The organism is Geodermatophilus sp. URMC 64 (assembly GCF_053502555.1).
Genome location: NZ_CP199955.1, coordinates 3013802 through 3028175 on the forward strand (window position 1 = coordinate 3013802; position 14374 = coordinate 3028175).

The window sequence follows — 14374 nt, forward strand, 5'->3', positions numbered from 1 at the left end:
CGGCGGTCCTGCCAGGCCGGCCGGTCAGTGGCGGCGCGGCGGTCCTGCCACTGGCTGCGCCGCGGACGCTCGCCGCCGCGGGCCGCGCCGCCCGCCGGACCCCGCCGCTCACCCGGCGCACCGAGGCGGCGACGGTCCTCGCCGACGTCCCCGTCAGGGCGACCGCGATAACCACCGGTGGGCCGCTGCGGCCTGTCGTCGCCGGAGCGCGGCCGCCCGGAGCGACCGCCCTGGTTGCCCGACGTCCCCGCGCCACGCGACGAGCCGAACGGCGGGCGTCCGGAGCCGCCTTGGGACGAACTGCCGCCCCGAGGGCCACCTCTCCTGCCCGGCGACCCGCCGGTTCCGCCTCGCGGACCTGTCATGACGTCTGGGTACCTCATCGCTGTCAGGCGTACTCGGAGAGCCGCGCTCGTTGCTGGCCGGACAAACGAGAACGGGGGCCAGAGCACCTGGCTCTGACCCCCGTTCTTCGAATGGTTGTCCGGCGGCGTCCTACTCTCCCACCCCGTCCCCGGGGCAGTACCATCGGCGCTGAGAGGCTTAGCTTCCGGGTTCGGAATGGGTCCGGGCGTTTCCCTCTCGCCATGGCCGCCGTAACGCTGTGAACATGTCAAACCGGGCACCCCGGGTGGGGGTGGGCTGGTTTGTGCGTTCAGAACCGCACAGTGGACGCGAGATCTCCCTGCCGCTGCCGGCAGGAGAACAAGTAGATGAGTGTGTCAAGTCCTCGGCCTGTTAGTACCGGTCAGCTGCACACCTTGCGGTGCTTCCACTTCCGGCCTATCAACCCGCTGGTCTGGGCGGGGGCCTTACCCTCTCGTGGAGGTGAGAGACCTCATCTTGAAGCGAGCTTCCCGCTTAGATGCTTTCAGCGGTTATCCCTGCCGAACGTAGCCAACCAGCAGTGCACCTGGCGGTACAACTGGCACACCAGAGGTTCGTCCGTCCCGGTCCTCTCGTACTAGGGACAGCTCTTCGCAAGTCTCTTACGCGCACGGCGGATAGGGACCGAACTGTCTCACGACGTTCTAAACCCAGCTCGCGTACCGCTTTAATGGGCGAACAGCCCAACCCTTGGGACCTACTCCAGCCCCAGGATGCGACGAGCCGACATCGAGGTGCCAAACCATCCCGTCGATATGGACTCTTGGGGAAGATCAGCCTGTTATCCCCGGGGTACCTTTTATCCGTTGAGCGACACCGCTTCCACCTGCCGGTGCCGGGTCACTAGTCCCAGCTTTCGCTCCTGCTCGACCCGTCGGTCTCGCAGTCAAGCTCCCTTGTGCACTTGCACTCGACACCTGATTGCCAACCAGGCTGAGGGAACCTTTGGGCGCCTCCGTTACATTTTGGGAGGCAACCGCCCCAGTTAAACTACCCACCTGACACTGTTCCTGATCCGGATCACGGACCGAGGTTAGACATCCAATTCGACCAGAGTGGTATTTCAACGGCGACTCCACGAACACTGGCGTGCCCGCTTCCCAGTCTCCCACCTATCCTACACAAGCCGAACCGAACACCAATATCAAGCTGTAGTGAAGGTCCCGGGGTCTTTCCGTCCTGCCGCGCGTAACGAGCATCTTTACTCGTAGTGCAATTTCGCCGAGCCTGTGGTTGAGACAGCTGAGAAGTCGTTACGCCATTCGTGCAGGTCGGAACTTACCCGACAAGGAATTTCGCTACCTTAGGATGGTTATAGTTACCACCGCCGTTTACTGGCGCTTGAGTTCTGAGCTTCGCCCCGAAGAGCTAACCCGTCCCCTTAACGTTCCAGCACCGGGCAGGCGTCAGTCCGTATACCTCGTCTTACGACTTCGCACGGACCTGTGTTTTTAGTAAACAGTCGCTTCTCACTGGTCTCTGCGACCCCCTCCCGCCGCCCACCGCGAGGGTGTTGACGGGCTGGGGTCCCCCTTCTCCCGAAGTTACGGGGGCATTTTGCCGAGTTCCTTAACCACAGTTCGCTCGATCGCCTCGGTATTCTCTACCTGACCACCTGAGTTGGTTTGGGGTACGGGCCGCTCGGAACTCGCTAGAGGCTTTTCTCGGCAGCATAGGATCATCGAATTCGCCTCATTCGGCTATGCGTCAGGCCTCACCCTGATGTGGAGCGGATTTGCCTACCCCACGGGCCACACCCTTGCACCGGTCCTACCACTCACCGGCCCGACTACCTTCCTGCGTCACCCCATCGCTTGCCTACTACCAGTCCGGGTCCCACGCTCCGCCGCGCCTCGCTCGAAAGCTCGGCGCGGTTTCGGGTGGTTAGCATCGCCGGGTTCGGCATGGGCGCTCCTTCGCGGGTACGGGAATATCAACCCGTTGTCCATCGACTACGCCTGTCGGCCTCGCCTTAGGTCCCGACTCACCCTGGGCGGATTAGCCTGGCCCAGGAACCCTTGGTCTTCCGGCGGGGGAGTTTCTCACTCCCCTCTCGCTACTCATGCCTGCATTCTCACTCGCGTGGCGTCCACGGCTGGATCCCTCCGCCGCTTCACCCACCACGCGACGCTCCCCTACCCACCCCAGCCCCTGGCCGCCGACTCGAGGCCGGCGGCGGGGACGTGCTGAAGTGTCACGGCTTCGGCGGTGTGCTTGAGCCCCGCTACATTGTCGGCGCGGAACCACTTGACCAGTGAGCTATTACGCACTCTTTCAAGGATGGCTGCTTCTAAGCCAACCTCCTGGTTGTCTCTGCGATCCCACATCCTTTTCCACTTAGCACACGCTTCGGGGCCTTAGCCGATGATCTGGGCTGTTTCCCTCTCGACTACGAACCTTATCGCCCGCAGTCTCACTGCCGCGCTCTCACTTACCGGCATTCGGAGTTTGGTTGACTTCAGTAAGCTTGTGGGCCCCCTAGGCCGTCCAGTGCTCTACCTCCGGCAAGAAACACGCGACGCTGCACCTAAATGCATTTCGGGGAGAACCAGCTATCACCGAGTTTGATTGGCCTTTCACCCCTACCCACAGCTCATCCCCCAGGTTTTCAACCCTGGTGGGTTCGGTCCTCCACGCGGTCTTACCCGCGCTTCAACCTGGCCATGGGTAGATCACTCGGCTTCGGGTCTAGAGCACGCGACTCAAAGGCGCCCTGTTCGGACTCGCTTTCGCTACGGCTACCCCCCACGGGTTAACCTCGCCACGTACCACTAACTCGCAGGCTCATTCTTCAAAAGGCACGCAATCACCCCGCCACACGGATGCGGCTAAGGCTCTCACGGCTTGTAGGCACACGGTTTCAGGTACTATTTCACTCCCCTCCCGGGGTACTTTTCACCTTTCCCTCACGGTACTTGTCCGCTATCGGTCACCAGGGAGTATTCAGGCTTAGCGGGTGGTCCCGCCGGATTCACACCGAATTCCACGGGCTCGGTGCTACTTGGGAAACAGATCCGGGAGGCGACACGCTTTCGTGTACGGGGCTCTCACCCTCTACGGCGACCCCTTCCAGAGGCCTTCCACTAACGACGCCGCTTTCTCACTCCCCGCCACTCCGGCAGAAATGGCTGGATCGTCCCACAACCCCGACCGCACAACCCCTGCCGGGTCTCACATGCGACCGGTTTAGCCTCCTCCGCTTTCGCTCGCCACTACTCACGGAATCACGGTTGTTTTCTCTTCCTGTGGGTACTGAGATGTTTCACTTCCCCACGTTCCCTCCACACGCCCTATGTGTTCAGGCGCGGGTCACACCACATGACTGGTGCGGGGTTCCCCCATTCGGACACCCTCGGATCAACGCTCGGTTGGCAGCTCCCCGAGGCTTATCGCAGCCTCCCACGTCCTTCATCGGCTCCTGGTGCCCAGGCATCCACCGTGTGCCCTTACCAACTTGACACAACAAAACCCCACCCACACCACCACACCCCCGAAGAGGGTCCGGCGATCCGGGCGGGCCTACACACCCTGCAAAACAGAGTCAGAAGATGCTCGCGTCCACTGTGCAGTTCTCAACGAACAAACAGCCACCGGTTGAGCCTCCGCCGCCGGCCCCGGGAACCCACGGCCCCGGGCGGTACGACAGACAACCGGCCCTGTCGGCAAGGAAGCATGCCCGCTCCCTCAGGACCCAACAGCGTGCCTACGACCGACCCCCCCGAGCACACCGCGCTCCACGCACCCCGCGGACGGGAGTGCAGTACTAGCGGCGCCCACCGGACGCACCGGCCGAACTGGTCAGCGTTCCACCCTCGAGCACCACCCAGACGACCCGGCAGCACCCACCACGGGCGCCGCTCCTGTTCTGGCGTGGCCCTGCACCACCCGGGGCTCCCGGGCGGTGAGTGCTCCTTAGAAAGGAGGTGATCCAGCCGCACCTTCCGGTACGGCTACCTTGTTACGACTTCGTCCCAATCGCCGATCCCGCCTTCGACGGCTCCCTCCCAGGGGGTTGGGCCACCGGCTTCGGGCGTTACCGACTTTCGTGACGTGACGGGCGGTGTGTACAAGGCCCGGGAACGTATTCACCGCAGCGTTGCTGATCTGCGATTACTAGCGACTCCAACTTCATGGGGTCGAGTTGCAGACCCCAATCCGAACTGAGACCGGCTTTTTGGGATTCGCTCCACCTCACGGTATCGCAGCCCTTTGTACCGGCCATTGTAGCATGTTTGCAGCCCTAGACATAAGGGGCATGATGATTTGACGTCATCCCCACCTTCCTCCGAGTTGACCCCGGCAGTCTCCCATGAGTCCCCACCATTACGTGCTGGCAACATGGAACGAGGGTTGCGCTCGTTGCGGGACTTAACCCAACATCTCACGACACGAGCTGACGACAACCATGCACCACCTGTGCACGGCCCTTACGGACCCCCCATCTCTGGGAGATTTCCGTGCATGTCAAGCCTAGGTAAGGTTCTTCGCGTTGCATCGAATTAAGCAACATGCTCCGCCGCTTGTGCGGGCCCCCGTCAATTCCTTTGAGTTTTAGCCTTGCGGCCGTACTCCCCAGGCGGGGCGCTTAATGCGTTAGCTGCGGCACGGAGACCGTGGAATGGCCCCCACACCTAGCGCCCAACGTTTACGGCGTGGACTACCAGGGTATCTAATCCTGTTCGCTCCCCACGCTTTCGCTCCTCAGCGTCAGTATCGGCCCAGAGACCCGCCTTCGCCACCGGTGTTCCTCCTGATATCTGCGCATTTCACCGCTACACCAGGAATTCCAGTCTCCCCTGCCGAACTCCAGTCCGCCCGTATCGACTGCAGACCCGGAGTTGAGCTCCGGGATTTCACAGCCGACGCGACGAACCGCCTACGAGCTCTTTACGCCCAATAATTCCGGACAACGCTTGCACCCTACGTATTACCGCGGCTGCTGGCACGTAGTTGGCCGGTGCTTCTTCTGCAGGTACCGTCACCTCACGGCTTCGTCCCTGCTGAAAGAGGTTTACAACCCGAAGGCCGTCATCCCCCACGCGGCGTCGCTGCGTCAGGCTTTCGCCCATTGCGCAATATTCCCCACTGCTGCCTCCCGTAGGAGTCTGGGCCGTGTCTCAGTCCCAGTGTGGCCGGTCACCCTCTCAGGCCGGCTACCCGTCGTCGCCTTGGTAGGCCACTACCCCACCAACAAGCTGATAGGCCGCGGGCCCATCCCCAGCCGGAAACCCTTTCCACCACCCGACCATGCGGTCAGCGGACATATCCGGTATTAGCCCCAATTTCTTGGAGTTATCCCAGAGCTGAGGGCAGGTTGCCCACGTGTTACTCACCCGTTCGCCACTGATCCCCCACCGAAGCGGGTTCACCGTTCGACTTGCATGTGTTAAGCACGCCGCCAGCGTTCGTCCTGAGCCAGGATCAAACTCTCCGTAGATGAATTCGAAACCAGGCCGAGAACCAAGAGCTAGCACTCTTGATGTCAATCAACCCAAAGAAACCCACAAAGGGGTTGTTACTTGGCACTGACTTTCGGCACGCTGTTGAGTTCTCAAGGAGCGGACGCGCTGAAACCCCAGCCTCGCGGCCTTCGTCTCAGGCGACTCTCGATGGTGCCCCGCGCGGCGGGCTGGCCCGCAGGCCCTCCCGGCGGCCACCCTCAGGCGGTCACGCGCGGCGCAGAGAGAAAGTTACGTGCGCCCGGAGGCCGTGTCAAACCGATTGGCCGGTGACGCCCGACACCCTCCCGGAACAGCGCGTTCACCGGCCCGTTACACGGCCCGTCAGGCGGTCGAGGCCGGTCCGCGGTGCACGCCGGCGACGGTGCGCCGGCCCCGCCTGAGCACCAGCCAGCCCCCCGGCAGCCAGTCGGACTCGGCCGGGACGGCGTCGGCGTCGGTCACCCGCTCGTTGTTCAGGTACGCCCCGCCCTCCTTCACCGTGCGCCGCGCCTCGGAGAGGCTGCCGACCAGCCCGGCCTGCTGCAACAGCTGCGCGATGGTCGGCGTCGGCCCGTCGACGGCGGCGAAGCCGGCCTCGCGCAGGGCGGCGCCGAGGGTCTCCTCCCCCAGCGTGCGCAGGTCCTCCCGGCCGAAGAGCGCCCGGCCCGCCGCCTCGGCCTCGCGCAGCTCCTCGGGCCCGTGGACCAGCAGGGTGAGCTCCTCGGCCAGCGCGCGCTGCGCGGCCCGGGCGGCGGGGCGCTCCAGCGACTCGGCGACCAGCGCGTCGAGCTCCTCCGCCGGCCGCTCGGAGAACAGCGGCAGCCAGGCGCGGGCGTCGGCGTCGTCGGCGTTGAGCCAGAACTGGAAGAAGGCGTAGGGACTGGTGAGCACCGGGTCGAGCCAGATGCTGCCGCCCTCGCTCTTGCCGAACTTGGTGCCGTCGGACTTGGTCACCAGCGGGGTGGCCAGCGCGTGCACGCCGACGCCCTGCGTGCGGCGCACCAGGTCGATGCCGGCGGTGAGGTTGCCCCACTGGTCGGAGCCGCCGCTCTGCAGCGTGCAGCCGTACCGCAGGAAGAGCTCCCGGAAGTCGTTGGCCTGCAGGATCTGGTAGCTGAACTCGGTGTAGCTGATGCCGGCCTCCGAGTTCAGCCGGGCCGACACCGCCTCCTTGGCCAGCATCCGGCTGACCCGGAAGTGCTTGCCCAGCTCGCGCAGGAAGTCGATCGCCGACAACGGCTGGGTCCAGTCCAGGTTGTCGACGTAGATCGGCGGCTTGAGCCCCTCGCGCTCGGCCGGCAGCTCGAGGAACGGCGCGACCTGCGCGCGGATGCGGTCCACCCACCCCGCGACGGTGTCGCGGTCGTTGAGCTGGCGCTCGGCCGAGGGCCGCGGGTCGCCGATCAGCCCGGTCGCCCCGCCGACCAGCACGATCGGCTGGTGCCCGGCGCGCTGCAGCGCCCGCAGCACCATGAACTGCAGCAGGTGTCCCACGTGCAGGCTCGGCGCTGTGGGGTCGAAGCCGCAGTAGTAGGTGATCGGTCCCTCGGCGAGGTGCGCCCGCAGGGCCTCCTCGTCGGTGCTCTGGGCGATCAGCCCGCGGCGGTGCAGCTCGTCGATCACGTCCCTCACGGGGCACCATCCTGCCCGGCGCGCCGGCGGCGAGGCTTCCCACCCGCCCGGAACACGCTCACCGAGGGGGCATCGGTCACCCAGAAGCGCCACATCAGGTCGGTCGCCTGGGTGATCCCCACGCGGGGTCCGACGGACACCGACGACGGCGCCTCCCCGTGGTGCAGCCGCACCGACGACGACGGCGAGAGCAGGTCGGCGCCCTTGTCCTCCGGGCCGATGGCCAGCGCCTGCGTGAGCCGGGCCGGGCCACGAGCGAGGTCGCGGGCCGCCTTGGCCGCCGGCCGCCGGACGCGGGCGAGGGACTCCCCCACGACCACCTCCCCGGCACGCAGCAGCACCGCCGAGCCGACGTCGGGCGGACCGACTACCACGTTGGCGCACCAGTGCACGCCGTAGCTGAAGTACACGTACAGCCGCCCGGGCGGACCGAACATGATCTCCGCGCGCGGAGTCGGTCCGCGGTGCGAGTGCGCGGCGGGGTCCATGCCCTCCCCGGAGTAGGCCTCGACCTCGGTGAGCCGGACCGCGACCGTCCCCTCCGGACGGTCGGTCACCAGCCAGCAGCCGAGCAGCGCCGGGGCGACCTCGTCGGGCTTCCCCAGCAGCTCGTCGCAGGTGAGGAGGGGGCCGGGCGCGTTCAGAGCACCGCCGCCACGGGTGAGGACACCGACCAGTCGGCGTGCTCGGTGGCCAGCGCCTTCAGCGCCGTGAACTGCTCGGCCACCCGCGCGGGCGCCGTCCCCCCGCGGGTCGACCGGGCCGCCAGCGCCCCCGGCACCGAGAGCACCGTGCGGACCTCGGGGGTGAGCCGCTCGTCGATCCCGGCGAGCTGGTCGTCGTCCAGCTGGTCGAGCTCGAGGCCGGACTGCTCGCAGAACGCGACCATCTCGCCGCTGATCTCGTGCGCCGAGCGGAACGGGACCCCCTGCCGGACCAGCCACTCGGCGACGTCGGTCGCGAGGGCGAAGCCCTGCGGCGCGGCCGCCTCGAGCACCTCCGGCCGCAGAGTGAGCGTGGCGATCATGCCGGTGACCGCGGGTAGCAGGAGCAGCAGCTGCTCCATGGAGTCGAAGACCGGCTCCTTGTCCTCCTGCAGGTCGCGGTCGTAGGCCAGCGGCAGGCCCTTGAGCATGGTCAGCAGGCCGGTGAGGTTGCCCACGAAGCGGCCGGACTTGCCGCGCGCGAGCTCGGCGATGTCCGGGTTCTTCTTCTGCGGCATGATCGACGACCCGGTCGCCCAGGCGTCGTCGAGGCGGGCCCAGCCGAACTCGGTCGACGTCCAGAGGACGACCTCCTCCCCCAGCCGGGACAGGTGCACGCCGATCAGCGCCGCGGCGAAGCAGAACTCCGCGGCGAAGTCCCGGTCGCTGACCCCGTCGACGGAGTTGTCCGAGGCCCGGTCGAAGCCCAGCTCGGCGGCGACGGCGTCGGGGTCCAGGGGCAGCGACGAGCCGGCCAGCGCGCCGGAGCCGTAGGGGCTGACCGCGGTCCGCCGGTCCCAGTCGCGCAGCCGGTCGACGTCGCGGGCGAAGGCGTGCGCGTGGGCCAGCAGCTGGTGGGCGATGAGCACCGGCTGGGCGTGCTGCAGGTGGGTCATGCCGGGCGCGGGGACGTCGGCGTAGCGCTCGGCGAGCCCCAGCAGCGCGAACTCCAGCGAGCTGAGCTCCCGGACCAGCTCGCGGACCCAGTGCCGCAGGTAGAGCCGCAGGTCGGTGGCGATCTGGTCGTTGCGGCTGCGCCCGGCGCGCAGCTTGCCGCCGAGCGTGCCGAGCTTCTCGGTGAGGCCGCGCTCAAGGGCCTCGTGGACGTCCTCGTCGGACTCGGCGGCGACGAACGTCCCGGCGGCGACCTCGTCGGACAGCGCGCGCAGCGCGCCGAGCATCCGCTCGAGCTCGTCGTCGGTGAGCAGGCCGGCCCGGTGCAGCACGCGGGCGTGCGCGCGGGAGCCGGCCAGGTCGAACGGGGCGAGCTTCCAGTCGAAGTGGGTGGACCTGGAGAGCTTGGTGAGGGCCTCGGACGGCCCGCCGCCGAAGCGGCCGCCCCACAGCCGGGTGTCGCTCGCGGCGGGCGGGTTCTGGTGCGGTCCGGCGGTCACGAACTCTCTTCCAGGTCGGTCTTCAGCTCGGGGTACACGGCAGGGGTGCGCTCGGCGAGCCCGCGCAGCCGGTCGGCGACGGCGGGGCCGCCGTCCGGCTCGCGGGAGATGACGAGCACGGTGTCGTCACCGGCGATGGTGCCCAGGATGTCGGGCAGTCCCACCTTGTCGAGCGCGGAGGCGAGGAACTGCGCGGCCCCCGGCGGCGTGCGCAGGACGGCGAGGTTGGCGCTGCCTTCGGCGCTGGTGAGCAGGTCGGCCAGCAGCCGGGTCAGCCGGGCCGGGGCGGTCTGCGCCGGCCGCAGCGGGGCGTTCTCCGGTGGCAGCACGTAGGACGCCGGGGCGCCGTCGGACCCGCGCAGCTTGACCGCGCCGAGCTCCTCCAGGTCGCGGGAGAGCGTGGCCTGGGTGACCTCGATGCCCGACTCGGCCAGCAGCGCGGCCAGGTGCGTCTGCGAGGTGACCGGCTGGGCCTCGATCAGCTCGCGGATCCGGGCCTGGCGCGCCGAGCGGGTGACGGCGGTCGTCATCGTTGCAGAAGCCAGATGAGCACAGCCTTCTGCGCGTGCAGCCGGTTCTCCGCCTCGTCCCACACCGCGCTCTGCGGCCCGTCGATCACCTCGGCGGCGATCTCCTTGCCGCGGTAGGCCGGCAGGCAGTGCAGCACGACCGCGTCGTCGGCAGCCCGGGTGAGCGCCGCCTCGTCCAGCGCGTACGGCAGGAACGGCGCGATGCGGGCGTCGTACTCGTCCTCCTGCCCCATCGACACCCAGGTGTCGGTGGCCAGGACGTCGGCGCCGTCGGCGGCGGCGGCCGCGTCGACGGTCCACTGCACCGAGCCGCCGGTCTCGGCCGCGATCTCCGCGGCGCGCTTGAGGACGGCGGGATCCGGCTGGTACTCCTCCGGCGAGCCGATCCGCACGTGCATGCCGGCCGTGGCACCGCCGAGCAGGTAAGAGTGCGCCATGTTGTTGGCGCCGTCGCCGAGGTAGGTCAGCGACCGGCCGGCCAGGGACCCGAGCCGCTCGCTCACCGTCTGCAGGTCGGCCAGGATCTGGCACGGGTGGTAGAGGTCGGTCAGCGCGTTGACCACCGGCACCCGGCTGACCGACGCCATGGTCTCCAGCCGGTCCTGCCCGAAGGTGCGCCACACGATCGCGGCCACCTGCCGGTCGAGCACGCGCGTGGTGTCCTCCACCGGCTCGCCGCGGCCCAGCTGGCTGGAGCCGGCGTCGATGACCAGCGGGTAGCCGCCGAGCTCGGCCACGCCGACCGAGAACGACACCCGGGTGCGCGTGGAGGGCTTGTCGAACAGGACCGCCACCGCGCGGGGCACGCCGTTCGGGGCGGCCAGCGGCGTGGGCGCCTCGGCGGTGTGCCGTGTGCGCTTGAGCTCGGCGGCCAGCGCCAGGACCTCGGCCTGCTCGGCAGGGGTCAGATCGTCGTCCTTGGTGAAGTGGCGGGTCACGGCGCGGACTCCAGAGCGGCGTCGAGGGCGGCGGGCAGGGCGGCGACGAAGGCGTCGACCTGCGCGTCGGAGAGGACCAGCGGCGGGGCCAGCCGCAGCACGCCGGGCGCGACGGCGTTGGTGAGGAACCCGGCCGCGCGCAGCTGCGCCTCCAGCGAGCCGGCGACGTCCGCGGTGAGGACGACGCCGAGCAGCGCCCCGCGACCGCGGACAGCGGAGACGCCGGCGTGGCCGAGCCCCTCGATGCCCGCGGTGAACCGCTGCTCGAGCTCCTTGGCGCGCTCCAGCAGCCCCTCGTCGCGGATGGTGTCCAGCACCGCCAGCGCGGCCGCGGCCGCGATCGGGTTGCCGCCGAACGTGGAGCCGTGCGAGCCGGCCTGCAGCAGCTCGGCGGCCTCGCCGAAGGCCAGCGTGGCGCCGATCGGCAGCCCGCCGCCGAGCGCCTTGGCCAGGGTGATCAGGTCCGGCTGCAGCCCGTCGGCCTGGTGCGCGAACCAGTGGCCGGTGCGGCCGGTGCCGGTCTGCACCTCGTCGACGGCGAACAGCGCCCCCGACGCCGTCGCCGCGGACGCCGCCGCGGCCAGGTAGCCGGCCGGGGCCGGGAGCACGCCGCCCTCGCCGAGCATCGGCTCGAGCAGCACCATCGCCGTCCGCTCGGAGACCGCCGCGACCAGGGCGTCGGCGTCGCCGTAGGGCACGTACGTCACCCCGCCGGGCAGCGGGGCGAACGCGGCGGCCTTCGACGGCTGCCCGGTCAGCGCCAGCGCGCCCATCGTGCGGCCGTGGAAGGCGCCCTCGGCGGTGATCACCTGGGTCTTGCCGGTGAGCCGGCTGATCTTGAACGCGGCCTCGTTGGCCTCGGCGCCGGAGTTGCAGAAGAAGACCCGGCCGGGGCGGCCGGCGAGGTCGAGCAAGCGCTCGGCGAGCAGCACGCCGGGCTCGTGCATCGCCAGGTTGGAGACGTGCCCGAGGGTGGCGGCCTGCTTCGTGATCGCATCGACCACCTTGGGGTGGGCGTGGCCGAGGATCGTCGTCGCGATGCCGCCGAGCAGGTCGGTGTACTCGCGGCCGTCGACGTCCCACACCGTGGCGCCGGCGCCGCGGGCGAGCGCGACCGGCGGGGTCCTGTAGTTGCTCATCATCACGGAGGACCAGCGGGTGGCCAGCTCCTGTGTCGTCGTCACCGTGCTGGCCCCTTCCCGGCCGGGACCACCATGGTTCCCGTGCCCTCGGTCGTGAACATCTCGAGCAGGAGGGCGTGCGGCATCCGGCCGTCGACGACGGTCGCGCGGCGCACACCGCCCTCCACCGCCCGCAGGCAGGCGGCCATCTTGGGGATCATCCCGGCGTCCAGGGTCGGCAGGATCTCGGCCAGCTCCGCCGAGTCGACCTGCTGGACCAGCGAGTCGCGGTCGGGCCAGTCCGCGTAGAGGCCCTCGACGTCGGTGAGGACGACGAGCTTCACCGCCCCCAGCGCGACGGCGACCGCGGCCGCGGCGGTGTCGGCGTTGACGTTGTGCACGACGCCGTCCTTGTCGGGCGCGACGCTGGCCACGACCGGGATGTGCCCGGCCTCCAGCAGCGCGGTGATCGGCGTGGGGTCGACGGCGACGACGTCCCCGACCAGGCCGACGTCGACCGGCTTCCCGTCGACGATGGCCGCGGTCCGCTGGGCGGTGAACAGCCCGCCGTCCTCGCCGGACAGGTGCACGGCCAGCGAGCCGTGCTGGTTGATCAGCCCGACGATGTCGGGGCCGACCTGGCCGGTGAGCACCATCCGGACGACGTCGATCGTCTCCGGCGTGGTGACCCGCAGCCCGCCGCGGAACTCGCTGGGAATGCCGAGCCGGGTGAGCATCTCGGTGATCTGCGGGCCGCCGCCGTGGACGACGACCGGGTGGATGCCGCAGGTGCGCAGGAAGACCATGTCCTCGGCGAAGGCGCGACGGCACTCCTCGTCGACCATGGCGTGCCCGCCGTACTTCACGACGACCACGTTGCCGTGGAACTCCTTGAGCCACGGCAGCGCGCCGGTGAGGACGGCGACCTTGCGCGCGTCGCCCTCGGGGTCGTGCTTGCGCATGACCCGGGTGGTGCCGATGCGCTTCCTGGTCGACGGGGGCACCTCGTCGACGGCGACGTCGGGGGGCGTGGGGTCCTGGTTCATGTGGAGTAGGCCGAGTTCTCGTGGACGTAGGCGATCGACAGGTCGTTGGTCCAGATGGTCGCCGACTCCGTACCCGCCTTCAGGTCGATGTCGATGTCGATCGCCCGGCCGGTGAGGTCGACGCCCTCGCGCGGGTCCCCGATGGAGCCGCCGCGGCAGACCGTCACGCCGTTGATCGTGACGTCGACCCGGTCGGCCTCGAACGCGGCGTCGGTGGTGCCGATCGCGGCCAGCACCCGGCCCCAGTTGGGGTCGTTGCCGAACAGCGCCGTCTTGAGCAGGTTGTTGCGCGCGCAGGCCCGGCCGGCGGTGAGCGCGTCGTCCTCGGTCGCCGCGTTCCGGACGGTGATCGCGATGTCCTTGGTCGACCCCTCCGCGTCGGCGAGCAGCTGCATGGCCAGGTCGGTACAGGCGGCGACCAGGGCGTCGCTGAGCTCCTCGGCGGTCGGCTCGACCCCGCTGGCACCGTTGGCCAGCGCGATCACCGTGTCGTTGGTCGACAGGCAGCCGTCGGAGTCGACCCGCTCGACGCTCAGGCTCGTGGCGCCCTTCAGCGCCCGCTGCAGGACGTCGGCCGGCACCACGGCGTCGGTGGTGAGGACGACGAGCATCGTGGCCAGGCTCGGCGCCAGCATGCCGGCGCCCTTGGCCATCCCGCCGACGGTCCAGCCGTCGCGGCGCTGCACCGTCGTCTTCGGCACCGTGTCGGTGGTCATGATCGCCCGAGCGGCGTCGGGACCGCCCTCGGCGGACAGCGCCTTAGCCGCGTCGGTGACGCCGGCGAGCAGCTTGTCCATCGGCAGCCGGACGCCGATCAGGCCGGTGCTCGCCACCGCGACGTCGATCGCGCCCATGCCCAGCTCGGCGGCGACGTGCTCGGCGGTGGCGTGGGCGTCCTGGAAGCCCTCGGGGCCGGTGCACGCGTTGGCGCCGCCGGAGTTGAGGACGACCGCCTTCAGCCGGCCCGACTGCAGCACCTGCCGGCTCCACTGCACCGGGGCGGCCGGGAACCGGTTGGTGGTGAAGAATCCCGCCGCGGCGTCGTCCGGGCCGTCGTTGACGACCAGGGCGACGTCCCTGTCGCCGGAGGACTTCAGCCCCGCGGCGACGCCGGCCGCCCGGAATCCGGCCGGTGCGGTGACGCTCACCATGTCCTCCGTTCGGTCCCGCGGGGCGCTCCG

At 69.1% G+C, this 14374-nt stretch carries 8 protein-coding genes and 3 rRNA genes; all 11 read right to left on the bottom strand.

What is annotated here, in order from left to right; translation table 11 throughout:
• Window positions 1-482: 482 nt before the first annotated feature.
• The 11 genes from rrf to argJ all read right to left on the bottom strand — a co-directional run bounded on the left by rrf (window position 483) and on the right by argJ (window position 14341).
• Window positions 483-599: ribosomal RNA gene (gene rrf / locus ACWIYF_RS14700) — 5S ribosomal RNA — on the bottom strand.
• A gap of 119 nt (window positions 600-718) precedes the next feature.
• A 23S ribosomal RNA gene (locus ACWIYF_RS14705) occupies window positions 719-3847 on the bottom strand.
• A 456-nt stretch (window positions 3848-4303) separates the two neighbouring features.
• Window positions 4304-5824, bottom strand: a 16S ribosomal RNA gene (locus ACWIYF_RS14710).
• The 16S, 23S and 5S rRNA genes sit together here, the layout of an rRNA operon.
• A gap of 346 nt (window positions 5825-6170) precedes the next feature.
• Window positions 6171-7460, bottom strand: coding sequence for a tyrosine--tRNA ligase (gene tyrS, locus ACWIYF_RS14715; protein WP_448623570.1), 1290 nt, complete (start codon window positions 7458-7460; stop codon window positions 6171-6173).
• Window positions 7457-8137 (bottom strand): DNA-3-methyladenine glycosylase, encoded by a 681-nt coding sequence (locus ACWIYF_RS14720; RefSeq protein WP_448628757.1) that lies wholly within the window; start codon window positions 8135-8137, stop codon window positions 7457-7459. Before ACWIYF_RS14720 ends, tyrS begins: the two co-directional genes overlap by 4 nt.
• On the bottom strand, window positions 8101-9558 hold the full coding sequence (gene argH / locus ACWIYF_RS14725; protein ID WP_448623571.1) for an argininosuccinate lyase: 1458 nt from the start codon (window positions 9556-9558) through the stop codon (window positions 8101-8103). Before argH ends, ACWIYF_RS14720 begins: the two co-directional genes overlap by 37 nt.
• Entirely contained in the window at window positions 9555-10088 is a 534-nt protein-coding gene (locus ACWIYF_RS14730) for an arginine repressor (RefSeq protein ID WP_448623572.1), read from the bottom strand. Before ACWIYF_RS14730 ends, argH begins: the two co-directional genes overlap by 4 nt.
• The gene (argF, locus tag ACWIYF_RS14735) at window positions 10085-11026 is read right to left on the bottom strand and encodes an ornithine carbamoyltransferase (protein ID WP_448623573.1); all 942 of its coding nucleotides are present in this window, start codon (window positions 11024-11026) and stop codon (window positions 10085-10087) included. The genes ACWIYF_RS14730 and argF overlap by 4 nt, the downstream gene beginning before the upstream one ends.
• A complete protein-coding gene (locus ACWIYF_RS14740; protein WP_448623574.1) occupies window positions 11023-12210 on the bottom strand; it encodes an acetylornithine transaminase in 1188 nt (395 codons plus the stop codon). The genes argF and ACWIYF_RS14740 overlap by 4 nt, the downstream gene beginning before the upstream one ends.
• Complete coding sequence (gene argB, locus ACWIYF_RS14745; protein ID WP_448623575.1) at window positions 12207-13193, bottom strand: acetylglutamate kinase; 987 nt, start codon at window positions 13191-13193, stop codon at window positions 12207-12209. Before argB ends, ACWIYF_RS14740 begins: the two co-directional genes overlap by 4 nt.
• Window positions 13190-14341, bottom strand: coding sequence for a bifunctional glutamate N-acetyltransferase/amino-acid acetyltransferase ArgJ (gene argJ, locus ACWIYF_RS14750; RefSeq protein ID WP_448623576.1), 1152 nt, complete (start codon window positions 14339-14341; stop codon window positions 13190-13192). The genes argB and argJ overlap by 4 nt, the downstream gene beginning before the upstream one ends.
• Between the last annotated feature and the right edge of the window lie 33 nt (window positions 14342-14374).

Excerpts from the sequence above, each read along its gene's own strand:
- ACWIYF_RS14730 (WP_448623572.1), bottom strand. The coding sequence starts at position 10,088 with ATGACGACCGCCGTCACCCGCTCGGCGCGCCAGGCCCGGATCCGCGAG.
- argB (WP_448623575.1), bottom strand. The coding sequence starts at position 13,193 with ATGAACCAGGACCCCACGCCCCCCGACGTCGCCGTCGACGAGGTGCCC.